The sequence below is a fragment of the Williamsia sp. D3 genome (genome assembly GCF_000506245.1).
GTDB classification, from domain to species: domain Bacteria; phylum Actinomycetota; class Actinomycetes; order Mycobacteriales; family Mycobacteriaceae; genus Williamsia; species Williamsia muralis.
Genome location: NZ_AYTE01000007.1, coordinates 39,723 through 62,714, shown reverse-complemented (window position 1 = coordinate 62,714; position 22,992 = coordinate 39,723). Strand labels below are relative to the sequence as shown.

Annotated in this window: 17 protein-coding genes and 1 pseudogene; 12 read left to right on the top strand and 6 right to left on the bottom strand. The window is 64.6% G+C overall.

What is annotated here, in order from left to right:
- Window positions 1–41 precede the first annotated feature (41 nt).
- Entirely contained in the window at window positions 42–1,295 is a 1,254-nt protein-coding gene (locus tag W823_RS36210; RefSeq protein WP_023955619.1) for an FAD-dependent monooxygenase, read from the bottom strand.
- Window positions 1,296–1,380: 85 nt separating this feature from the next.
- On the opposite strand from W823_RS36210, the gene W823_RS36205 reads away from it, so the two are divergent.
- The 3 genes from W823_RS36205 (at window position 1,381) to clpB (ending at window position 6,094) form a co-directional block, all read left to right on the top strand.
- A complete protein-coding gene (locus W823_RS36205; protein WP_023955617.1) occupies window positions 1,381–1,983 on the top strand; it encodes a TetR/AcrR family transcriptional regulator in 603 nt (200 codons plus the stop codon).
- 794 nt (window positions 1,984–2,777) lie between these two features.
- Window positions 2,778–3,410, top strand: a complete 633-nt coding sequence (locus W823_RS36200; RefSeq protein ID WP_031331534.1) for a maleylpyruvate isomerase family mycothiol-dependent enzyme — start codon at window positions 2,778–2,780, stop codon at window positions 3,408–3,410.
- Window positions 3,411–3,544: 134 nt separating this feature from the next.
- On the top strand, window positions 3,545–6,094 hold the full coding sequence (gene clpB / locus W823_RS36195; RefSeq protein ID WP_023955611.1) for an ATP-dependent chaperone ClpB: 2,550 nt from the start codon (window positions 3,545–3,547) through the stop codon (window positions 6,092–6,094).
- A gap of 130 nt (window positions 6,095–6,224) precedes the next feature.
- On the opposite strand, the gene W823_RS36190 is transcribed toward clpB, so the two are convergent.
- A complete protein-coding gene (locus W823_RS36190; RefSeq protein ID WP_023955609.1) occupies window positions 6,225–7,040 on the bottom strand; it encodes a MerR family transcriptional regulator in 816 nt (271 codons plus the stop codon).
- Between the two features lie 200 nt (window positions 7,041–7,240).
- Window positions 7,241–8,800, bottom strand: coding sequence for an MFS transporter (locus tag W823_RS36185; RefSeq protein ID WP_023955606.1), 1,560 nt, complete (start codon window positions 8,798–8,800; stop codon window positions 7,241–7,243).
- A 144-nt stretch (window positions 8,801–8,944) separates the two neighbouring features.
- Between W823_RS36185 and W823_RS36180 the strand changes: the two genes are divergently transcribed.
- The 7 genes and pseudogenes from W823_RS36180 to W823_RS36160 all read left to right on the top strand — a co-directional run bounded on the left by W823_RS36180 (window position 8,945) and on the right by W823_RS36160 (window position 17,114).
- Window positions 8,945–9,592: a TetR/AcrR family transcriptional regulator gene (locus W823_RS36180; RefSeq protein WP_235189414.1), complete on the top strand. Its 648-nt coding sequence runs from the start codon at window positions 8,945–8,947 to the stop codon at window positions 9,590–9,592.
- 60 nt (window positions 9,593–9,652) lie between these two features.
- A pseudogene (locus tag W823_RS58645) lies at window positions 9,653–9,856 on the top strand (hypothetical protein); the annotation flags it as partial.
- A gap of 30 nt (window positions 9,857–9,886) precedes the next feature.
- Complete coding sequence (locus W823_RS36175; protein WP_235189416.1) at window positions 9,887–10,969, top strand: SWIM zinc finger family protein; 1,083 nt, start codon at window positions 9,887–9,889, stop codon at window positions 10,967–10,969.
- Entirely contained in the window at window positions 10,966–12,453 is a 1,488-nt protein-coding gene (locus W823_RS57660; RefSeq protein ID WP_023955602.1) for a DUF5691 domain-containing protein, read from the top strand. Before W823_RS36175 ends, W823_RS57660 begins: the two co-directional genes overlap by 4 nt.
- Window positions 12,450–13,559 (top strand): AAA family ATPase, encoded by a 1,110-nt coding sequence (locus W823_RS36170; protein WP_023955600.1) that lies wholly within the window; start codon window positions 12,450–12,452, stop codon window positions 13,557–13,559. Before W823_RS57660 ends, W823_RS36170 begins: the two co-directional genes overlap by 4 nt.
- Before the next feature lie 86 nt (window positions 13,560–13,645).
- The gene (locus tag W823_RS36165; protein ID WP_051406383.1) at window positions 13,646–15,952 is read left to right on the top strand and encodes a DUF5682 family protein; all 2,307 of its coding nucleotides are present in this window, start codon (window positions 13,646–13,648) and stop codon (window positions 15,950–15,952) included.
- Complete coding sequence (locus tag W823_RS36160; protein WP_023955596.1) at window positions 15,942–17,114, top strand: VWA domain-containing protein; 1,173 nt, start codon at window positions 15,942–15,944, stop codon at window positions 17,112–17,114. The genes W823_RS36165 and W823_RS36160 overlap by 11 nt, the downstream gene beginning before the upstream one ends.
- On the opposite strand, the gene W823_RS36155 is transcribed toward W823_RS36160, so the two are convergent.
- The 3 genes from W823_RS36155 to W823_RS36145 all read right to left on the bottom strand — a co-directional run bounded on the left by W823_RS36155 (window position 17,115) and on the right by W823_RS36145 (window position 21,334).
- Window positions 17,115–18,095 carry an ABC transporter substrate-binding protein gene (locus tag W823_RS36155; RefSeq protein ID WP_023955593.1) on the bottom strand — a complete coding sequence of 327 codons (981 nt, stop codon included), beginning with the start codon at window positions 18,093–18,095 and terminating at the stop codon, window positions 17,115–17,117.
- 66 nt (window positions 18,096–18,161) lie between these two features.
- Window positions 18,162–19,598 (bottom strand): amino acid permease, encoded by a 1,437-nt coding sequence (locus tag W823_RS36150; protein ID WP_023955591.1) that lies wholly within the window; start codon window positions 19,596–19,598, stop codon window positions 18,162–18,164.
- Window positions 19,599–19,780: 182 nt separating this feature from the next.
- Complete coding sequence (locus tag W823_RS36145; RefSeq protein ID WP_023955589.1) at window positions 19,781–21,334, bottom strand: HNH endonuclease signature motif containing protein; 1,554 nt, start codon at window positions 21,332–21,334, stop codon at window positions 19,781–19,783.
- A gap of 303 nt (window positions 21,335–21,637) precedes the next feature.
- Between W823_RS36145 and W823_RS36140 the strand changes: the two genes are divergently transcribed.
- Window positions 21,638–22,024, top strand: coding sequence for a PPOX class F420-dependent oxidoreductase (locus W823_RS36140; protein WP_023955587.1), 387 nt, complete (start codon window positions 21,638–21,640; stop codon window positions 22,022–22,024).
- A 120-nt stretch (window positions 22,025–22,144) separates the two neighbouring features.
- Window positions 22,145–22,927: a GntR family transcriptional regulator gene (locus W823_RS36135; RefSeq protein ID WP_023955585.1), complete on the top strand. Its 783-nt coding sequence runs from the start codon at window positions 22,145–22,147 to the stop codon at window positions 22,925–22,927.
- The last annotated feature ends 65 nt before the right edge of the window (window positions 22,928–22,992 follow it).

The following is a 22,992-nucleotide window of genomic DNA, read 5'->3' as shown; positions in this document are numbered from 1 at the left end:
ATGTCGCCCAATCCAGAGGCGCCCAGGCGGTACGCCGCGACTCATTCTCCCAGTGTGTTCTTGAGCTTGTGCACCAGGGCCGGTTCGCGGCGCTCGGACAGCGGTGCCATACGGTCGGGAATCAAACCGGCAACGGGTGGATGCCAATCCTGCGTTCGTCTGAGTTGCGCCCGTAGCGTCGACGGTGGCGTGTTCTGCAGCAGTAGGTTTCGAACGGCCGTGCGGCCACGGCCGCGGACGTGCGCGAGTGTCCCAAGTCGTCGGGATCGTCTGGCGAGAGCCTGGGTCCGTGGTCGGCGTGCCTCGTCGTAGCTGTCCAGAATCGAATTGATGGTGCGCTCATCGGGATTGGCGGCCGCGGCAATGAGGGACAGGAGTGCAGCGAGCGTTGCTGCGTCTTCCATCGCCTGACCGCCTCCCTGGCCGAGATTGGGTGTCATGGCGTGCGCGGCATCACCCAGCAGGACGCAGCGGCCATGTCGGTACGACGGAAGATCGCCGGCGAGTTCGTCGATGGGGAGAAACGAGATGGTTTCGGGATCGGTGGTGTCTATCAGCTCGGGAACGGGGGAGTGCCAGGTGCCGAACAGTCGCTTCAGTTCGGCGTACTCGTCCGATGCAGATTGCGATCGTCGCCGCGGCGTGGTCGCGACACCGAACCAGTAGACGCGACCGTCGGCCAACGGCGCGATTCCGAAACGCGTTTGCTCTCCCCAGGTTTCGCCTGCTTCGCCCCGCAAGTCGACCGGTGCGGACGTGACACCGCGCCAAGCGCTGTATCCGGCGTAGCGGACGCCGGGGTCTTCGGCCCAACGAGCACGGACGTTACTGAAGAGCCCATCGGCCACCACCACCAGGTCGAAGTGGTGTTCGCTCGACGAACCGGGCACCTCGCGTACGAGTACGGTTCCATCTGATCGCACACTGATGACCTCCGTCGAACACCGGATGGTTCCAGGCTGCACACGGGCAAGCAACATGGTGTGCAGATCGGTGCGATGCACGATCCGCAAGTCGGTGACGGCATCAGGCGGGATGGTGGCCAACCAACGCCCATCGGGTCGTCGTTGCCCGCTGCGATAGGTCGCAGCATGTGGCGACGTGATCACCTCGAATTGCTGTCGGAGGCCCAGGGATTCGAGTGCCCGAAGTCCGTTGCCGAAGACCGACAGTCCCGACCCGGCTGCGCGAACCTGGTCCGAGCGTTCGAACACGGTGACGTCGGCACCGTAGCGCTGTAGTCCGACGGATACGCACAATCCGCCGATGCCGGCGCCCACCACTGCGACCTTCATGATTCCTCCTACTACACCTGTAGTGCGCCTGTTCGGCCGACTCTACAGGCGTAGAGGATCTATGCAACAGTTGTAGAGTCATTGCATGACATCGGGAACGGGCGGCCAGTCGCGGGCCGGCGTCATCGCCGATACGGCCATCAGTTTGATTGCGGCCCAGGGGCTGCGCGGGCTGACCCATCGCGCTGTGGACTCGACCGCAGGAATTCCTCAAGGCTCCACGTCGTACTACGCACCGACGCGGCAGGCGCTTCTCGGCCTCGCCGCGAGCCGGCTGGCGCAGCGCAGCGGGGCAGACTCCGGCAGCAGTCTGCACGGCCTCGAGACCTCGGTGCCGGATGACGCCGGTGGCCGGATCGGCGCGCTCACCGCCGCCGCCACCGAACTGATGGACTCACTCGTCGGCCGACCGGTGGACATGCGCGCACGCTATGCGCTGCTGATCGAGTTACCGGCGGACGACGAACTACACCGCGCACTGTCAAGTGAGTCCGATGTGCAGGCGGGCGCCGCGGCCGCCATCGAACTGGTTCTGTCCCGCTTTGGTGTGAGCGACCCCGGGGAACGTGCACGCGAACTAATGCGGCTCATCGACTCCCTCGTCTTCACCCAGATCGCGACCCCGTCTCCGGACGCTCGACGAGAAGCGGTCGGGGCGCTGGCTGCCTATCTACGTGGAATCATGTGACGACGCTGTCGATGGTCAAAACGAGAATAATTGGCCGACGTCGAGGCGGAACGGCATGCGGGACCCCGCCGGCAGAATCAATACTCGAGCAGGCGCCGCCGGTATGGAGGCAGTTGCAGAAAGGCCAATCCGGCGCGCAATACCCGTAGAAATGAAGATTGTCCGATTTCAGCGATTAGCCGAAGTTCATCCTCGGGCCAGCCTCTTACGCGCACGACCCCAGTCGGTGAGAACGCTCGGGGGAGAAGTGGGGAGAGATATCGGCAACCGGTCGGCGTGACGATCAGGCCTGGTCGTTGCGGGGTCAATAGTAGGAGCGCCCGAATCTCGACAAATTTGCACCACCCGGCCGTGCGCAGCGATGTCTGCACACGGCCGGTGATGCACTGGTCAGTGCTGATGGCGAGGCGCGGAAATTGCCTAGGCGTCACTGCCGGTGACGATGGTTTCCGCGAAATCCCACAGTGCGTTGTCGATTGATTCGATAAAGTAAAATATTGCAGACAGCATTATGGTCCTTCCCGACCCTGATTTGTTGTTGTGCCCTGTGTTTCAATGAAACGGGATGAATATCCCTGTATCAGGGATATCACAATTGTGTCGACCGTCACAAGCGACTGGATAAATCGCCGCGAGTCGGGCAGTTCTCGGAGTCAACTCGGATCGCCTTTACGTCGAACTGCGATGGCTCTTGTCGTTCTTGCTGTCCCTGCCGCGCCGTCGTCGCGTGGCTGTCGGGCGTCGTGAACGATGACTTCGATCGGCCGACCGGGTCTGTCTCAGCATGAGAAGCAATTTTTTCTGCGGTGTGGCCGGTTGTCCACGCTGAGCGCGAGCGTTTGGTGAAAGATCTGAGCGACATACCTGCAGATGCTTGGGCGAAGCCATCACTGTGTCCGGGTTGGAATGTGCACGACGTTCTGGCCCACCTGGTCGACGGAGCGACGAACACCCGTCTCGGCTTCGCGCGTCGGATGATGACCAATCGGTTCGACTTCGATCGCGACAACTCGGCGGGGATAGCCCAGCAAAAGCGCGTTGATCCCCGACAGACGCTGGAAGCGTTGGGCGAGGTGATCACGTCGACCAGGACGCCGCCGGCCAACTCGAAGACGCGGCTCGTCGAGATATTTGTCCATGGTGAGGACATCCGTCGCCCGCTGGGCATTGATGCGAGCTATCCGGTGGATCCGGTGGTCGAGGCGCTGAGCTATCAGGTGAAAACCGCGGTCGGTTTCGGTGGGGGACGGGAACGGGTGGACGGGCTGCGTCTGACCGCCACCGACTCGGACGTTGTGCTCGGGGGTGCTGACGCCGATGAGGTGCGCGGGCGGGCGATCGATCTGCTTCTGGCGGTGTCGGGCCGTCCGGTTCCACCCGGCGCGTTGGTGGGGCCGGGCGCCTGGAAACTCGCGACGACCGGGTAGGTCGGCCCCGGCAAAGATCGCCACAAAAATTCTCTAGTTGAGCGGAACAGACTCAACTCTCGGTGCGTTACACCTTCTGAACGGGCACACTAGGAGCCCGTACCTGCTTGTTATTACCGAAGGAAGGTGCACGAGTGGACAGTTTCAACCCCACCACCAAGACGCAGGCCGCATTGTCGGCCGCGGTGCAGGCGGCAGCCGCCGCAGGCAACCCCGATGTTCGACCGGCTCATGTGCTCGTCGCGCTGCTCGATCAGTCCGACGGGATCGCTGCGCCGCTGCTCAAGGCGGTCGGCGTTGATCCCGCTCAGGCGCGCACGGCTGCCCAACAGCTGGTCGACCGACTGCCTAAGGCATCCGGCGCCAGCTCAACCCCGCAACTCAGTCGCGAGTCGATCGCGGCTGTCTCGGCGGCCCAGCAGCTCGCCGGCGAATTGAGCGATGAGTACGTCTCCACCGAACATCTGGTCGTCGGGCTGGCGACCGGTGACTCAGACGTTGCGAAGTTGCTCGCCAACCTGGGCGCCACTCCGCAATCGCTGCGCGATGCGTTTGTGGCCGTGCGCGGCAACGCCCGCGTCACCACCGCCGATCCAGAAGGCACGTACCAGGCGCTGGAGAAGTACTCCACCGACCTGACCGCCGCCGCACGCGAAGGCAAGCTCGATCCGGTCATCGGCCGCGACACCGAGATCCGTCGTGTGGTGCAGGTCCTCAGCCGCCGTACCAAGAACAACCCTGTTCTGATCGGTGAACCCGGCGTGGGCAAGACCGCCATCGTCGAGGGGCTCGCCCAGCGCATCATCGCCGGCGACGTCCCCGAGAGCCTGCGCGGCAAAACCGTTGTGTCCCTGGACATGGGGTCGATGGTCGCGGGTGCGAAGTATCGCGGCGAGTTCGAAGAGCGGCTGAAGGCCGTTTTAGAAGAGATCAAAGGTTCTGCGGGCCAGGTCATCACGTTCATCGATGAGCTGCACACCATCGTCGGCGCCGGTGCCACCGGCGAGGGCGCCATGGACGCGGGCAACATGATCAAGCCGATGCTGGCACGCGGTGAACTGCGGCTCGTGGGTGCCACCACGCTGAGCGAATATCGCCAGTACATAGAGAAGGACGCCGCTCTCGAACGCCGGTTCCAGCAGGTGTACGTGGGAGAACCCTCGGTCGAAGACGCCATCGGCATCTTGCGTGGGCTCAAAGAGCGCTACGAGGTGCACCATGGTGTCCGGATCACGGACTCCGCACTGGTTGCCGCGGCCACCCTGAGTGACCGCTACATCACGGCACGGTTCTTGCCCGACAAGGCAATCGACCTCGTGGACGAAGCGGCATCGCGTCTGCGCATGGAGATCGACTCCCGTCCGGTCGAGATCGACGAGGTCGAGCGTGTGGTCCGTCGACTCGAGGTCGAGGAGGTCGCGCTCGCCAAGGAAACCGATGAGGCTTCCAAGGTACGCCTGGACAAACTGCGGCAGGAACTCGCCGATCACCGTGAAAAGCTGAATGAGCTCTCCGCGCGTTGGCAGGGCGAGAAGCAGGCCATCGACGCGGTGCGAGATCTCAAGGAACGTTTGGAGCACCTCCGTGGTGAATCCGAGCGCGCCGAGCGAGACGGAGATCTAGGGCGAGCAGCAGAGCTGCGATACGGCCAGATCCCGTCGCTGGAAAAGGAACTCGCCGCCGCTGCCGCCAAGTCAGGTGCGGTCAACGGTGATGTGATGTTGCAGGAGGAGGTCGGCCCCGACGACGTGGCGCAGGTTGTCTCGGCGTGGACCGGCATCCCCGCCGGCCGCATGCTCGAAGGCGAGACCGCCAAGTTGCTGCGGATGGAAGACGAACTCGGATCGCGGGTCGTCGGTCAGAAGCAGGCCATCGAAGCGGTGTCGGATGCGGTTCGTCGCGCTCGGGCCGGTGTCGCCGACCCGAATCGTCCGCTCGGATCGTTCCTGTTCCTCGGACCCACGGGCGTCGGCAAAACCGAGCTCGCGAAGGCGCTGGCGGAGTTCCTCTTCGACGACGAACGTGCGATGGTGCGCATCGACATGAGTGAATACGGCGAAAAGCACAGTGTCGCAAGGCTCGTGGGTGCGCCTCCGGGATATGTCGGCTACGAGTCCGGCGGCCAGTTGACCGAAGCGGTTCGGCGTCGCCCGTACACGGTGGTGCTGTTCGACGAGGTCGAGAAGGCGCACCCCGACGTGTTCGACGTGTTGTTGCAGGTGCTCGACGAAGGACGGTTGACGGACGGTCAAGGCCGCACGGTCGACTTCCGGAACACCATCTTGGTCCTCACGTCGAACCTCGGTGCAGGCGGGAACAAGGACCAGGTCATGGCGGCGGTGCGCTCGGCGTTCAAGCCCGAGTTCATCAACCGGCTCGATGACGTGGTGGTGTTCGACTCGCTCACCGAGGAGCAGCTGGTGTCCATCGTCGACATCCAGTTGGGCCAGTTGCAGAAGCGACTCGCGCAGCGTCGACTGCACCTCGAGGTCTCGGACAACGCCAAGAAGTGGCTCGGCACACGCGGTTTCGATCCCCTGTACGGGGCCCGGCCACTGCGTCGACTGGTTCAGCAGGCCATCGGCGACCAGCTCGCGAGGGCTCTGCTCTCCGGCGACATCACCGACGGCGACGTGGTGCCCGTGAACACCAGCGCCGACGGCGAGACGTTGGTCCTGGGCTGACCGGGCTCGTCAGAAGGCGCAAGAACCCCTGCACCATTCAGGTGCAGGGGTTCTTGCTGTCCGCAGGTGTTGCAACACCTGCAGGTGGACGCAAAGCCTGCGTTCTCGCGCCGCGAGGGGGTGAGCCGACTCAGCGAACGAAGTCGACCTGCACCTCGGTGACCCACTGGCTCTGGTCATCTGACATCTCGAGGTAGATCTCTCGACCCTGGCCGGTCAGCCTGTAACCCTGCTCGCCGACCCACCGGTTGAGGGTCTGGTAGGTGCTGTCGATCTGATTCATCGACCCGAGGTGGATCATCGAGGCCACCTCGCCGCCGGGGATGTCGAACGTCTCCAGCCCGGCAACGGTGTCGACGGCCACCGGGAAGGTGGCGTGCACCCACACCGCGTCGGGTGAGTGTTCCGGTGCCGGAGCGTAGTACGCGATGCTCGGTCCGACGGGCGTCTGCCCGGCGGCGCCCAGGGCTTCGATGATCCGTGGGTACAGCGGCTGGATCACCGGCCCGATGTCTTCGCTGGTGACACTGTCGGCCAGGGCCCGAAGGCCGATGGTGGTGGCCGGTTCAACCGTCTTGGTGGTGATGTTGGGTTCTGACATGCTGTCCTCCGATTCGATGAGTCGAAGCCTCGCCTCCACCCGGGCGAGCCGGTGCTGATCCTGACGAATCTGCGACTCGAGTTCGACCTGACGCAACCGCAGCATCGCGCGTAGATCCGCGCCGGTCAGCTCGCCGTCGAGAATGCGGCGGATCTGCTCGAGTCGTAGACCGAGATCTTTGAGCGCGACGATGCGGTTGAGCCGTTCCAGCTGGGACACCTCATAGAACCGGTATCCGCTGTGGGGGTCGATGACCTGCGGTGTGAGCAGACCGATCGAGTCGTAGTGCCGCAACATCCGCACCGACACCCGGCCGAGTTTGGCGAAATCTCCGATGGTTTTCATGGCGGTCCCTACGTTGCAGGCTGACACGGTGTCAGGGTCAAGGGTGTCGCACGACAGCTCGTTCGGCTCGCGTACGCTCCGGTGCGTTTGCGCCCGTGTCGATCAGGTGCGTGACGCACAGAACGGTGCGCCGGCTTCGCCCACAGCAAAAACCGGGCCGCGCCCGCGAGGGCACGACCCGGTTCTCCGGCCGATGAAGATCAGGCGGCGACCACCGCGGCATTCTGGGTTTCGTCGCCCAGGGCGTGACGATTCATGCGGATCATGAAGACGGTGACCGCGAGGGCCAGCGCCATGAACCCGGCTCCCCAGTAGAACGCGACGTCGTAGCTGTGGATGCTGGCCGAGATGAAGGCCTCTGGATCGACAGGAATCGGTTTCCCGTCTTCGCCGATCTTCGTCGCGCTGCCGGAATCGTTCGAGAACACCTGCGCCACAATCGTACTCAGTAGCGCAACGCCCACCGAACCGCCGACCTGCTGCGCCGTGTTCACCAGGGCGCTGGCCACGCCCGAGTCGTTGACGTCGATGCGGTGCAGCGCCACTGCCTGCATGGCAACGAACACCAGACCCATGCCGAGGGCGATCAGGAGCTCACTGGGCAGGATGTGGGCCAGCCATGACGAGTCGGAGTCCAGTTGGGCGAGGTAGAGATACCCCAGGACGCCCGAGACGGTGCCGGCGATCATCAACGGTCGCGGACCGAACCGTGGCAGCAGGGAGCTGGCCGCTCCCGCTGACACGATCAAAGCGATCGGGAACGGGAGGAACAGGACTCCGGCCCGCAGCGGTGTCTCCCCGAGGGTGTTCTGGAAGTAGTAGCTGAGGAAGAGGAACATCGCGAACATCGCCGTCGGGATGATGAAGGCGACCAGGTAGGCGCCACCGCGGTTCAGTTCGCCAGGAATACGGAGCGGCAACAGCGGATTCGATGTGCGCATCTCGATCGCCACGAACACGGCGAGCAACACTGCGCCGGCGACGAAGAAGATGATGGTCGATGCTGCGCCCCAGCCGGATTCAGCTGCCTTGGTGAACGCGTAGACGATGCTGATCAGGCCGAGGGTCACCGTGATCGCGCCGGGGAGGTCGTAGCCACCGGTTCGTTTGGTGGGGATGTCCCGGATCACGAGCCACAGTCCACCGATGGCCGCGATGATCGCGATCGGGGTGTTGACCAGCATGGTCCAGCGCCACGACAGGTACTCGGTGAGCGCGCCACCTGCGATGAGGCCGATCGCGGCGCCACCGCCCGACACTGCTGCGTAGACGGCAAAAGCGCGTGCGCGTTCACGATGTTCGGTGAAGGTGACGGTGATCAGGGACAGGGCTGCCGGGGCGAGAATGGCTGCGAACACACCCTGCAGCGCGCGTCCGGCGAAGAAGGACATTGCGTCCCAGGCGAATCCGGCCATCGCCGACGATGCGGCGAAACCGGCCAGGCCGATCAGGAACATCCGGCGGCGGCCCAGGTAGTCGGCCATCCGGCCACCCAGTAGTAGTAGACCGCCGAACATCAGGGTGTAGGCGGTGAGCGCCCACTGTCTGTTGGCGTCGGAGATGTCCAGGTCGACCTGCGCGTAGGGCAACGCGATCGTGATGATGCTGGCGTCGAGCACCACCATCAGCTGGGCGAGGGCGATGATTCCCAGCGCCCACCATCGGCGCGAGTCGCCGGTCGACTTCGGTGCGGCCGCGCTGTCTTTCGCGAGCCCGCTGTCAGGTGAATCCTGTGAGATGACGGTGTCGGGTGAAGCCACGAGATCCTCATATCTGAAGAGGGGGTGATTGGGTCCTCGGCAATAGTGGCAGAGCCAGACAGAAGTCGTCAAGCGACAAAATTCGGACATTGCCAATTGGCGCGCTCCGCAGCAATTTCTGGGATGTCGAGTTATCATGTGGACGTGACACTCGTACAAGCCGCAACTGGCCAGGTCAGGGCCGGTCTTCGGGAACGCAAGAAGGTGCAGACCCGCGATCGGCTCATTGCGGCTGCCCTGAAGTTGTGTGACGAACAAGGCTTCGAGACCACCACGGTCGACCAGATCTCGGACGCTGCGGACATCTCGCCCCGTACGTTTAACCGGTACTTCGCGACAAAAGAAGACGTCGTGCTTGCGCCGGTCGAGGACATGATCGTGGCCATGGCCGACTCCCTCGACGCGCAACCGCGAACCGGCAACGAGATCGAGGCGCTGATCAACGCCCAGGTGCAGATTCTCGGTGGACAGTGCCCCGTCGGCTCGGTGGACCTCTCCCGGTTCGAGACGATGAACCGAATCATCCAGAACGCGCCGTCGGTGAATGCGCGCAGCATGGAACTCGGCGACAGGAAGTTCCGCAGCATCGCCGACAAGATCGCGGAGCGGATGGAAGTACCCGCCGACGACGCGCGGGTGCGGGTGATCGTGTCGGTGTTCATGTCGCTGATGCATATCTCGCTCGACACCTGGCGGTGCGGGCAGGCGGGCTCGATAGCCGATTCGACTGTGGCGGCGGACACGCTCAAGGCCACGTACCAGACGTTCCGCGAGGTCGCCAAGAACCTCTGAACTCCCGGTCGATGCGGTTGTCCGGGCTCTGTGGTTGGTTGGAAGTGTGGGCACACAGCGATGGCGGGCCGAGCAGGTACTGGCGCTCGCCCCCGACCCGGGTTCGCAGGCGGCGGGCCGAAAACTCTCCGTATCGGCGCCGTGGTCCTCGCAGGCTGCGCCGACCAGGTGGTGTGGGGGCTGTGCCGGGGCAGCGGCAGAAGTCCGTACCAGACGATCGTCGATCTGAGCGGTCCTGCCTACAAGTGCTCCTGCCCTTCGCGGAAGTTCCCCTGCAAACATGCGCTGGGGCTGATGTTGCTCTGGGCTGCGGGCGGTGTGCCCGAAGAACCTCAGGTCGCAGACTTTGCCAGACCGTGGATCGATGAGCGGGTAGCGAAAGCCGCCGCGGCGCCGTCCCGTCCGGTCCGAGCGGAACCGAAAGATCCCGAACGTGCGGCCCGCACGGCACAGCAGCGAGAACTCCGCGTCGCCGCCGGCCTGGACGAGTTCGAGATGTGGCTCGATGACCAGGTGCGCAGCGGCTTGGCCGGTGCGGAGGCGGATCCTTACCGGCGTTTCGATCCGGTGGCGGCGCGACTCGTCGATGCGCAGGCGCCTGGCCTGGCCCGCCGGGTGCGTGAGCTGCCTGCGATGGTGACGGGCACCCGATGGCCCGAGCGGCTGCTCCGAGAACTGGCGATGCTTCGGTTGTTGGTGCAGGCACATCGATCGTTGCGTGACCTCGATCCGGCGATGGCCGCGAACGTACGCAGGCATGTCGGTTACCCGGTTGCCCGGGCCGACGTGCTGGCGAGCTCACCCGTGAGCGACACCTGGAAGATCGTGGCCGTCCGTGACCGAGATGATGAGCAGCTGGTCACCCGCCGGATCTGGTTGTGGGGCAGCGGCACCGGACGACGTGCGGTGGTGTTGTCGTTCGCGCCCACCGCCGCCGGGCTCGACGGGCGGTTCCTTGCAGGCATGGTCTTCGATGGTCCGCTGTACTTCTATCCGGGGTCGCCGCCGCTGCGCGCGCTGGTTGCCGACGGCGACCTCGGCATGAGGCCGCCGGATCTGGCCGGTTCAGGGTCAACCCTCTTCGGGGACACCGTCGCGGCCGCACTCGCCGATCGGGCGGAAGCAATAGCGAAAGACCCCTGGCTGCAGACGTTTCCGGTGGCGATTGTCGGGCGCCCCGCCGTCGCTGACGGCGTCAGGTTGTTCGTCGATGATGACGGCGCGTCGGTGAGCCTCGACGCCTCCGACGACCGCTGGTACACCCTGCTGGCCATCTCCGGCGGCCATGCGGTTCAGGTCTTCGGCGAACTGGGACCCGACGGTCTCGATCCGATTGCAACCGAACCGCTTTCGACGCAACAGATGGGTGCGGCGTGAGCGCCTGGGACGAATTGGTGTCCGCGGCCACGGTCGGGGTGGGTGGCAAAGCGCTCGAGATGACCGACTTCGCCCCGGCCATCGCCGAGCCGGTGAACCGGATCGACCGCAGAGACGCCGTGGCAGCGGTCTTCTCGATCGCGGCCCTCGACACGGTGGCCGTCCGGGCCGGGATGTCGGCCGGCCCTCACGTGGACGCGATGGCGCCCGCACCGGACGAGGACCGTCCGGTGATGAACGAGCGGCTTGCCGGACTGCTCGGCCAGGCACTCGATTCCGGTGAAGAGCTGGCCACCTGGGCCATCGAATCCATGGCCGCCCGCGACCTGCGAGTGCCGCCGGCGATGATCCCGGCACTGCTGCAACGCACCGCCAGACAGGTCCGCATCAGACCTGCAGTCGCGGTCCTGGTCGGTGAACGGGGGCGGTGGCTCAGCGATGTCAGTGACATCCCCGGCACCCTCCCGGCCCGTGATCTCGCTGCCGAGCCCGATGTCGATGTCGAGGAAGTGTGGTCTCTCGGAGACACGCCGGCACGGGTGGAGGTACTGCGACGTTGGCGTACAGCTGATTCGGCCGAAGCCCTGCGCCGGCTTCAGGAGACCTGGGCATCGGAGCCCGGTGACGTCAGGGCGGCGTTGCTCGGCGCGCTCGAGGTCGGGCTGTCGTCCACCGACGAGGCCTTTCTCGAGATGGCCCTCGACGACCGCAAGGGGTCGGTGCGGGCCGGTGCCGCCCGCCTGCTCAACAGGATTCCCGACTCCGGGTTGCAGAAACGGATGATCGAGCGAGCCCGCGCTGTCCTCGTGGGTTCCGGTGGTGGCCGCCGGTGGCGTATCGCACTGGTACTACCCGAGGGTGCCGACCAGGCCGCTCGCCGTGACGGCATCGATCCCACACCGCCGCGGGGAACAGGGGCGGGCGCATGGCTTGCCCGTCAGGTTCTCGAGAGAGCACCACTGTCGTTGTGGGAGAACAGCTTCGGCAAAGATCCGGGCTCTGTGGTCGAGGCGGTCGCCGATGACGACGCCGACATCGTCCTCGCCGCGTGGAGTGCTGCCGCCGTCGCGCAACACAGCGCGACGTGGGCTCGGGCTCTGTACCGATGGAAAGGCGCCGAACCCGGCCTTGTCGGAGTGCTCGACGAGACAGAGAGGCGTGAGGCGGCCGTGTGGTGGTTACGCAACCGACGCCCGCCCGGAGCAGTGCTGCCACACCTACCGGTGCCGTGGCCGGACGAGGTCGCCGCGACAGCCCTCAACCTAGTTCTCCGAGAGGCGATCACTGGCTCGGGAACACAACTCTGGCATTGGCGTGGGCTGGTCGACCACCTGCGTACGGGCCTCCCCGTCGGACCTGGTCACCGATGGATCGAACAGATCGACGCGGTCACCGACCGGATGAAGGGCGGCTGGCCCCAGTTGCTCGAACCACTCAAGTGGGCGCTGATCCTGCGCGCCGCGATCACCGAGGAGATGAAGTGACAGACCCCGATGCGTCCACGGTGAACACAGACATCCTGCGACCACATGCAGAGCAACTTTATGCGCACGAGCTGACGGCGCTCGCCGACACCGACGACCGACCCCGGCCGCCACACTGGAACTTGTCCCCAGCAGCGGTGGTGACCTATCTGCTGGGCGGCACGCTGGACGACGGAACGACGATCTCTCCCAAATACATCGGGCCCCGGCGCCTGGTCGAGGTGGCGGTCGCGACACTTGCGACCGACCGGGCGCTACTGCTGCTCGGGGTACCCGGTACAGCCAAGACGTGGATGTCCGAGCATCTCACAGCCGCCATCAGCGGCCGCTCCACCCTGTTGATCCAGGGCACCGCCGGTACTCCGGAGGAAGCGATTCGCTACGGATGGAACTATGCACGACTGCTGGCCGAGGGCCCGAGTGAGCAGGCATTGGTTCCGTCACCGATCATGACCGCGATGCGCGAAGGGAAAATCGCACGCATCGAGGAACTCACCCGCATCCCGTCCGATGTGCAGGATGCGCTCATCACGGTGTTGTCGGAGAAGTCGCTGCCAATACCCGAACTCGACACCGAAGTGCAAGCGGCCAAGGGATTCTCGGTGATCGCCACCGCGAACAATCGGGACCGTGGTGTGAACGATCTGTCGTCGGCTCTTCGTCGTCGTTTCAACACGGTGGTCCTGCCACTGCCCGCGACCGCCGACGAGGAGGTCGCGATCGTGACGCAGCGCGTCCAAGCCCTCGGGCAGACGCTGGAACTGCCGGAGATCCCGAGTGCTTCCGACGAGATCCGCCGGGTGGTCACGGTGTTCCGCGAACTGCGGTCGGGACTCACGGCTGACGGCCGGACCCGGGTGAAGCAGCCGTCCGGCACCTTGTCGACGGCCGAGGCGATCTCGGTGATCACGCACGGTGCGGTGATGTCGGCCCACTTCGGCGACGGCGTGCTCCGACCCTCCGACACTGCCGCAGGAATCCTGGGCGCCGTGGTCAAAGACCCGGTCGCCGATGCGGTGGTGTGGACGGAGTACCTGGAAGCCGTTGTGCGCGAACGCAAGGATTGGGCTGACTTCTACCGGGCGTGCCGAGAGGTCGGATCTTGACGGCGGTGTCTGAGCAGAGTGTCGACACCACGTCGCCGCAGGCGCTCGACACCGGGCGTCCCGAAGATGTTGGTCCGGGCACCTACGTGCTCGGGATACGGCACCACGGGCCGGGTTCGGCCCGTGGGGTTCTGGCCGAGTTGAGGCGCATCGACCCGGACATCGTGCTGATCGAAGGACCGGCGGATGCCGACCCACTTGTTGGCTTCGTCGGGTCGGACGAGATGTCGCCGCCTGTCGCCATCCTCGCGTATGCGGTAACCAAACCTGCGGTCGCGGCATTCTGGCCCTTCGCTGCGTTTTCTCCCGAGTGGCAGGCCATGCGCTGGGCCGTCGACAATGCCCGGCCGGTCCGATTCTGTGACCTCCCTGCTTCGATGGTGTTGGCCCACAGCGGTGGTGGTGGCCGGAGCGGGACCGAGCCGGCGGACGACGACCTCACTCTTGACCTGGCCGTACCGGGTGGGCTCGACGCGGGTGCCCCCGTACGGACCGATCCCATCGGAGTGCTCGCCGACGCGGCCGGGTACGACGATCCGGAACGATGGTGGGATGACGTCATCGAAACACGCTCGGATGGTGGGGGTTTTGATGCCATCGCCGAAGCCATGAGCGCGTTGCGCGATGAACTTCCGCCGGTGGGCGATCTTGATGAACGACTACACGAGGAACGACGCGAGGCGCATATGCGGCAGGTGCTGCGCAAAGCGCTCAAAGAGCCAGGCGTGCAGAAGGTCGCGGTGATCTGCGGTGCGTGGCACGCCCCGGCGTTGATGGGGAAGTTTCCGCCCGCAACCGCGGACGCGAAAGTGCTGCGCGGCACTCCCAAGGTCCGGGCGAAACTGGCATGGGTGCCGTGGACACACTCGCGACTGGCGTTCGCGTCCGGTTACGGCGCCGGGGTGGTGTCGCCCGGCTGGTACCACCACCTGTTCACCCAGCATCAGGACGTGATCACCCGGTGGCTGATCAAGGTCGCACAGCTGTTGCGCGCCAAAGACATCGCGATCTCGTCTGCGCACATCATCGAGGCCGCCCGGCTCGCCGAGAGTCTGTCGACGCTCCGGCGGCGACCGCTGCCGGGGCTAGCGGAGGTGAGCGAGGCGGCCGAGGCGGTGATGTGCGACGGCGACGACACGGTGATGCGGCTGATCACCGACGAGCTGGTGATCGGGGAGCAGCTGGGGTCCACGCCCACGGACGCCCCGACGGTACCTCTGGAGGCGGATCTGCGGGCTGTCGCCCGTTCGGCCCGGCTCAAGATCGAACCCATGGTGCGTGAGCTCGTGTTGGACCTGCGCAGACCTCCTGATCTGGCGAAGTCGGTTCTGCTGCATCGGCTTGCAGCCTTGTCCATCGACTGGGGCGTTCCGGAAGACGTGAGCGGTTCGGGCACCTTCAAGGAGGGCTGGCTCGTGGCGTGGAAGCCCGATTTCGCGGTCGACATCGTGGTCGCATCGTCGTGGGGGACCACGGTGGAAGCTGCCGCGACCAACAGGCTGATCGAGCGCGCGGTGAAGGCGTCCCGGTTGTCCGGTGTCACCGCTGTGCTCGAGCAGGCGCTTCTTGCCGACCTCCCCACCGCGGTGAGCCAGGTGCTGGACGCTTTACGCGACCGCGCTGCGCTCGACCGCGATGTGGAGCATCTGATGAGTGCTCTGCCTGCCCTGTCGCGGGCCTTGCGCTACGGCGATGTGCGGGGCACCGACACCAGCGCCCTTGCCGACGTCACCACATCGTTGCTGGTCCGGGTCTCTGCGGGACTGCCCGCTGCGATCACCGGACTCGGCGCGGACGCTGCCGCCGAATTCCGCACGTTGATCGATCAGGTGCACGAGGTGACTGCGCTGCTCGAACAGGTTGGGGTGGCCAGAGAAGAAGCAGCGAACTGGCGTGGCGTGCTCCGCAGCCTTGCCGATCGGCGGGATCTGCACGGTTCTCTGGTCGGTCGCATCGTCCGAATACTGCTCGACTCCAGGGAGATCGACGGCGATGAGGCGGCAACGCGGTTGCATCGTGCGCTCTCGGTGGGTGCTGTGCCCGCGGACAAGGCTGCCTGGATCGACGGTTTCATCGGTGGGGGAGGCCTGCTGCTGGTGCACGATCGGTCGCTGCTGGCCGTCATCGACCACTGGTTGGCCGGACTGCCCGACGAGCAGTTCACCGAGCTGGTCCCGTTGCTGCGGCGCACGTTCAGTGTGTTCGAGGCCGGGATCCGCCGCAACATCGCCGAATCGGTGAAGGGTATCGGCGGAGGTGTGGTGCAGGTGGCGGCTCCGTCGTCGGTCGACCCGGAGCGTGCGGCGCCCGCTGTCGCCGTTGTCGCCGCACTGCTCGGGCTGTCAGCTCCGCAGTCCACGCCGGCGGCGAAGGAGGGCGCAGATGTCTCCTGATGAATCAGACCCGGTCGAAGACACCAGGCTCCGACGCTGGCGAATGGTGGTGGGCACTGCGGCGGATGAGCCGCTCGGTACGCCCGATCCCGGACATATGCAGGGGATGGATCGATCGCTGGCCGCCCTCTATGAGTCGGACCGTTCGCGCAGAGGCGGCTTGGGCGGGTCGGCGCCGTCGGTGGCCCGTTGGCTGGGTGACATCCGAAAGTACTTCCCCTCGAACGTGGTTCAGGTGATGCAGCGGGACGCCGTCGAACGTCTGGGCATCACCAAACTGCTCGCCGAGCCGGAGTTGATGGATACCGTCGAGGCGACCATCGAGATGGTGAGCACACTGATCGGGCTCGGCAAGGCCATCCCGGAGACGTCGAGGGCATCGGCGCGCGCTCTGGTCCGCAAGGTGGTCGACGACGTCGAACGCCGAGTGGCCGACCAGACGCGTGCGGCCGTCACCGGTGCGCTGAACCGGGCGGCAACAACGCATCGCCCGCGACCGGGTGACATCGACTGGAATCGCACGATCGCCAGGAATCTCAAGCACTATCAACCGGATTACCGAACGGTGATCCCCGAGCACCTGGTGGGGCATGGTCGACGGGCCCAACATCTGGGTCGCGACGTCATCGTGGCCATCGACCAGTCGGCGTCGATGGCGTCGTCGATCGTGTACGCGTCGATCTTCGGTTCGGTGCTGGCTTCGATGCGGTCGGTGAAGACGTCCCTGGTGCTGTTCGACACCGAAATCGTGGATCTCACAGACGAACTGGAAGATCCGGTGGACGTCTTGTTCGGCGCGACCCTCGGCGGTGGTACCGACATCAACCAGGCGATCGCGTACTGCCAGGGCCTGATCACCCGGCCTGCCGAGTCGATCTTCGTCCTCATCTCCGATCTCTACGAGGGTGGTCTTCGAGAGAAGATGCTGGCCCGAGTCGCCGCCATGACAGCGGCCGGGGCGCAGGTCATCGTGCTGCTGGCGCTGTCCGATGAGGGTGCGCCGGCATTCGATCGGGACATCGCAACGGCGCTGTCCGCCATGGGGATACCGGCTTTTGCATGCACACCCGACGCTTTCCCGGAACTTCTTGCGGTGGCCATCGGTCGCGGCGACATCGCGGTTTGGGCGACGTCGAAGGAGCTCGCGGCGCGTGGGATGTGATCAGCCGGGGATCTTGTCCGCCGCCGCCCCGATGAGGTTCAACGCGTAGGGAACGGAGTAGATCGTCGGCTCACTCAGTGCCGCCGCGTTGTTGTTGTTCACGTACACCACCGCACCGCTCTTGACGGCTGTCCGATTGGACCAGCCCGGTAGCGATTCGAACGCCGCCGGATCGCCGCCCAGTGGCCAGAGTATGAGCAAGTCGGAGTTCAGCAGATCGGTGCGTTCACGCGAGATCAGTACGCGTGTCTGGCCTTCGGCGACCTCTTTGACCTTCGGGTCGAGAACCATGCCCATCGACGACATCAACTTGCTGACCGGATCGGTGTCGTCGGCGACCACACCGACTTGACCTTCTTGGGTCAGCTGGCCGAACGAGAACGTCTTGCCCTGTGCTGCAGGATGATCCGCCTTGAAGTCGGCGACCTGCGATTCCACATCGTCCACCAGTGACTGTGCCTTGTCTTCTTTTCCGAAGATCCGGCCCGCCGTCAGTGTGACGTCTTGCCAGGAGTCCATGACCGCATCCTTGGCCATCACCGGAATGGTCGGGGCCACCTGGCTGATCCGCTTGTATTCGTCCTCGCTGCCGAGATAGCCGGCGAGGATGAGATCTGGTTCGAGGGCGGCGAGTTGAGGGACACTGATGGATTCCGTGCCGAAAAACGTGATGACCTCGGCGTCGTTCTCCGGCGTCCACTCGAATCGATTGTTCTCGCCGGCATACCCCTCGGTCACGTACCGGGCTTTGATCGGTTCGTCGAGCGCGAGGAGGGAATCGGTCCAGCTGCCCGTCAACGTGACCACCGTCATCGGGTCAGAATCGATTGTGGTGGAACCGAACTGGTGCTCGACAACCACCGGTTCGTAAGCCCCGTTGTCGGAGGATTCGTCGTCTGGGGAGCTACAACCTGCCGCCAGGAGCGACAACGCAGCCACCACGCTGCCGATGATTTTTCCATGATTGAACGCCCGGCGCATGCTTCACCCTTCACGAAACCCAACTAGAGTTAGGAGAGCCTAACCATGCATTGGGTTGAAAGGCAACTATCTCTTCGGTCCGGGTGCACCAGGGACCGCGGCCTTTGCTGCATCCGGGGCGTCGTACCCCCGATCGCCGTGCCGTTTTTGCATCCAGACGCCGATGGCCACGATGATGACCGCCGAGATGGTTGACAACGTGATGGCCTCGCGTTGATCGGAATCGAACGCCATCAGTACCAGCACGGCGACGATGAATACGATGACCAGTCCGGTGAGGTACGGGAACAGCCACATCCTCACAGCCGGAACCTGATCGCGGGCTCGCATCGACTTGCCCAGCACCAGCTGGCTCACCGCGATGGACAGGTACACGAACAGCGCAACTGCGCCGCTGGTGGCCAGCAGGTAGCCGAAGATCTTGTCGGGGAGGACGTAATTGCCGATGACTGCAAGGAATCCCAGCACCATCGACGCGAGCACCGACACCCACGGGACCCCGTTGGCCGTCAGCTTCTTGACCGCGGCGGGAGCCTCGTGCCGTTCGCCGAGGGAATACAACATCCGTGACGCGGTGTACAACGCGGAGTTGAGGCACGATGCGACTGCCGTGAGCACCACCACGTCCATGATCTGCGCGGACGCGGGAATACCTATCGCCTCGAGCACTGTCTGATACGACCCGTCATCGAGCTGGTTGTAGGGCACAAGGGCCACCACCACGAAGATCGAACCGATGTAGAAGATGCTGATGCGCCAGATCACCGAGTTCACCGCGCGCGTGATGCCCTTTTCCGGATCGGGTGATTCGGCCGCGGCGATGGTGACGATCTCGGTGCCCATGAAAGAGAACATCGTCACCAGCATGGCCGAGATGATCGCGGTGGATCCGTTCGGGAGGAAGCCGTCGGGCTCCCAGAGATGGCTGACCCCGCTGGTCTCCGAACCCGGGAACAAGCCGAGGATCGCCACCACGCCGATCGCGATGAACGCAATGATGGCAACAACTTTGATCAAGGCGAACCAGAATTCGAACTCGCCGTAGTTCCCGACACTGATGAGGTTGGTGGCGGTGAGCAACAGTGTGACGGCGAGGGCCCAGATCCACTGTTCGCCGCCGATGAGTTTGCTGAAGATCTCCGCAGCCGCGGTGGCCTCCACGGGGATCACCAGCACCCAGAACCACCAGTAGAGCCATCCGACGGAGAAGCCTGCCCAGCGCCCCAGTGCCCGGTGCGAATACACCGAGAAGGAACCCGTGTTGGGGTTGGCGGTGGCCATCTCGCCGAGCATGCGCATCACCAGCACCACGAGTGTCCCGGCAAGCGCGTACGAGATGATCACCGCAGGCCCGGCCTTCTCGATCGCGTTCGCCGATCCGACGAACAACCCGGCACCGATGACGCCGGCGATGGAGATCATGGTGATGTGTCTGGGTTTGAGGCTGGTACCCAGCGACGACGACGTGGCCGAACCGCCGGTGTTCTTCTCGGTGGTGCTCACGACTGAGCGTCCGTGCAGACGTTTCCGTGCCGCAGGGTGACGCCGGGCGTCCACACAGCAGGCAGTGGGGTTGTTGTCGGCATGATTTTCTGCCCTCTCGTTGCGCTGCGAGAAACTTGTTGCGCAGACTACCCCTTTGCGTCCGGCGCAAACCGCCGGTCTGGCCAGTTTGCTTCGGCCCCTCAGCCCTCACCGTTCGCGTCGGCATTGTCGTCTGGCGGGAGGTCTGGCGGCCGCGAATGGCTCTGGTGCATCAGGCGTTGTTCGTGGTCTCTGAGCGCTTTGTCGCGTTTGGTGATGACCTTGATCCACTCGGCATCAACGGTTTCGCCCACGTGGTTGGCGCGGTTGACCCGCGGGACTTGATCGGGATCGACACATGCCGGCGGGATCCAGGCGACCCGGCCCGCGTCGGCGCCTTCGGTGATCATGACGGTCTGCCACTGGTCGGGACCGTCGCCGATCATCGCGTGATGGGCGGAACAGGCCGGCACCAGCTCATCGACATTGGTCAGTCCGCCCAGAATCCACGCGTTCACGTGATGGATCTCGGCCCAGGTGGCCGGTTGGCGACAGCCCGGGTGCGAACAGTCGCGGTAGGCGGCGAACAATGCCAACCGTTGGCCCTGCTGGGCAACGCGTTTCGCCCGCGCGAAGTACAGGACTTCGGCTGAGTGATGTGCGAACACAGCCAACGACTTGTCTGAGCGAGCCGCGAGTTCGAGAGCGTCTTTGACCGGAAGATCCACCCCCGACGCGGTGGTTGCGATGCCTGCCACGTCGTCGAGTTGCTGCTTTGTCATCGTGATGATCACCTGGGCCGGCAACCCGCGATAGGACGTGCCCAGAAGTTTGTACTCCAGGACGGTGCGCAGAATCGCTTTGAACGCGTCGTGTTGGCGCTGGGCGGTGGTGCGGGTGTCGCGGTGGGCGGCTGACTCGATCAGTGCTTTGTGGTGGCCCGGATCGTCGACGGCTCCGACCGGGGACTCGGGGTCATCAGGGTTGTTCATACCTGGGGCCGCCCATACATCGAGGACGGTCTTGAACAGTGCGAGCGTCTGCGGATCGAGGGTGCCGGTGATCTTGGCCATCAGGTCAGTGCCCTGTTCGCCCACACTCAACCCGCGGTTGCGTTTGCGGTCCTGCTCATCGGTCAGTGCATCGTCGGGGTCGACCCGCGCCAGCACCTCGCGCCCACACTGGATCAGGTCGGTCGGATTCATCGTGCGCGCGTTGTCGACCATCCACGCATCGACAACGTCGAGTACCTCGGGCGCGGCCTTGTTGGGGATGTGTTTGCGGACATCAAGCATGACATCCATATGCGCGAGACCAATTGCTCGCTCTGCCAGTGCTTTTGCTGCGGCAGGGCACTTCGGCGGAAGCACCTCGCCCTGCAGGGAGTGAAGCCGGGCGACGGCATCCAATGCCTTCAACCGCGATGACGCATCGCCGCGGGTAACCCGCAACTCACTCATCACGAAGCGGTGCAATGTCGGGTGCCCGGCCTTGCGAAATGCGCCCCGATCTGACACTTCGAGCAGCCGTTGTAAACCTTGAAAACCAAGGGCGCGAACAGCTTTCTCGTTCAGTCGTGCCAGCTCGCACACCGACGCGTCGTCAAGATCTGACGAAGACGCACCCGCTATTCGGTCGAGGACAGAACTCAGCTCTCGATACAGGCCCATCAACACCGGCGTCGCCGGTGGATCAAGAGAAGTGGTATCGGTCATCGGTTGGTCCCCCCCGGGCCTCGATCAACGTATTTCCAGTCTACCTGGGCGCCGGCCATTTGTCGAACACATGTTCGATTGACGACCACGACCTCAGTACGTGGATGAGTTCGTTGTGTGTGGTCGGCACAGCGCGAATTGGTTTGCTGCGGTGCGATATTCGCTCGCAACCGACTGCCTTGCCTCCTATTGAGTACGCGGTCATCGCCTGCGTGATATCGAAGGGCGGTTGTTGATGGTGGCCGGCGTACCCCACCGGGTGCGTAGCATCTGCGGACAAGGGCTGGCGACGAAGGGCTTTTGATGACAACACCGTTTGGGCAGGCAGGAACCGCGAAATACGTGCAGCTGACCACGTTCCGTAAGGACGGGACACCGGTGTCCTCGCCGTTGTGGGCGGCGCTCGACGGCGACAAGTTGTTGATGTGGACGGTGACCGATTCGTGGAAGGTGAAGCGGTTGCGCCGCAACCCGGCCGTGGTGGTCCAGGCGTGCGACGTGCGGGGCAAGCAGACATACGGAGATCCCGTGTCCGGTACAGCCGCGATTCTCGATGCCGCAGGCACCGATCACGCGCGCGAGGTGGTGCAGAAGAAGTACCGGCTTCTCGGATGGGTCACGGTGAAGGGCAGCCTGCTGCGTAGAGGCAAGAAGGGCACCGTGGGGTTGGCGATCACGTCAAGCAACTGAATGGCCCAGGTGTTCCCGCCGCCGCCAAAAACCGGCAGGCAGGTTGTGTGAGCCCGCCTTTGCGGTAGATTGTCAACAATCTACGAAGACGGAACGCGAGGGGTTTGGGTGCGGTGACTCATGTCCGATGAGATCAAGAAGTCCGGCGGTGCCCGCGGGCGCGTGGCCAGGCCTCGGGTACTCGAACCCCTGGTCCAGGAGTCGACGCCGGCCATCATCGCGCGTCAATTACGAGCAGCCATTGCCAAGGGTGACTTTCCTCCCGGCTCGCAACTCACCGAATCGGGCCTGGCGGCCGATCTGGGCGTCAGCCGCGGACCACTGCGCGAGGCCATGCAGCGGTTGACGCAGGAAGGGCTGCTGGTCAGCTACCGGAATCGCGGTCTGTTCGTGATCACGATGGACGACGACGACATCAGGGACATGTACGTCGCCCGGGCCGCGGTCGAGCGCGCCGCACTCGAACAGGTGATCCTGCGTCGCCCCGACGACGCCGTCGACGTCCTCACCGCCGCAGTCGAGGAGATGGAGCGGCACGCGGACGACCCCAATGGTCCGCAGATTGCGGACGCGGACATGGCATTTCACCACGAACTCGTAGAACTCGCAGGTAGCCCCCGGCTCTCGCGACTTCACGAGACCATTCTCGTCGAGACACGGATGTGTCTGGGGGCCATGCGAGGCACCTACGTATCCGCCGAAGAGCGGATCTCCGAACACCGCCGCATCGTTTCGGCAATTGCCCAGCGGGACACAAAATCGGCCGACGAACTGATGGTCGACCACATGCGGGACGGGTTGCGGCGAATCATCGCCGAACCGGGTGCCGTATCTCAGTTCGGTGGCGCAGCGATAACGTCGAGTCCGAACGTGCCCGTCAACCGACCGGTATCGGGAAGATAGATCGGGCTTCGGCAACCTGCCGGGGCCACCACCCTCGAGGAGGCCTGCACCGACAAACGCCTAGT

What these genes read in the sequence shown, in the direction of transcription:
- W823_RS36160 (WP_023955596.1), top strand. Translation starts at nt 15,942, where the DNA reads ATGTCTCCTGATGAATCAGACCCGGTCGAAGACACCAGGCTCCGACGC.
- W823_RS36155 (WP_023955593.1), bottom strand. Translation starts at nt 18,095, where the DNA reads ATGCGCCGGGCGTTCAATCATGGAAAAATCATCGGCAGCGTGGTGGCT.
- W823_RS36205 (WP_023955617.1), top strand. Translation starts at nt 1,381, where the DNA reads ATGACATCGGGAACGGGCGGCCAGTCGCGGGCCGGCGTCATCGCCGAT.
- W823_RS36140 (WP_023955587.1), top strand. Translation starts at nt 21,638, where the DNA reads ATGACAACACCGTTTGGGCAGGCAGGAACCGCGAAATACGTGCAGCTG.
- W823_RS36210 (WP_023955619.1), bottom strand. Translation starts at nt 1,295, where the DNA reads ATGAAGGTCGCAGTGGTGGGCGCCGGCATCGGCGGATTGTGCGTATCC.
- W823_RS36145 (WP_023955589.1), bottom strand. Translation starts at nt 21,334, where the DNA reads ATGACCGATACCACTTCTCTTGATCCACCGGCGACGCCGGTGTTGATG.
- W823_RS36135 (WP_023955585.1), top strand. Translation starts at nt 22,145, where the DNA reads ATGTCCGATGAGATCAAGAAGTCCGGCGGTGCCCGCGGGCGCGTGGCC.
- W823_RS36175 (WP_235189416.1), top strand. Translation starts at nt 9,887, where the DNA reads ATGTTGCTCTGGGCTGCGGGCGGTGTGCCCGAAGAACCTCAGGTCGCA.
- W823_RS36190 (WP_023955609.1), bottom strand. Translation starts at nt 7,040, where the DNA reads ATGAAAACCATCGGAGATTTCGCCAAACTCGGCCGGGTGTCGGTGCGG.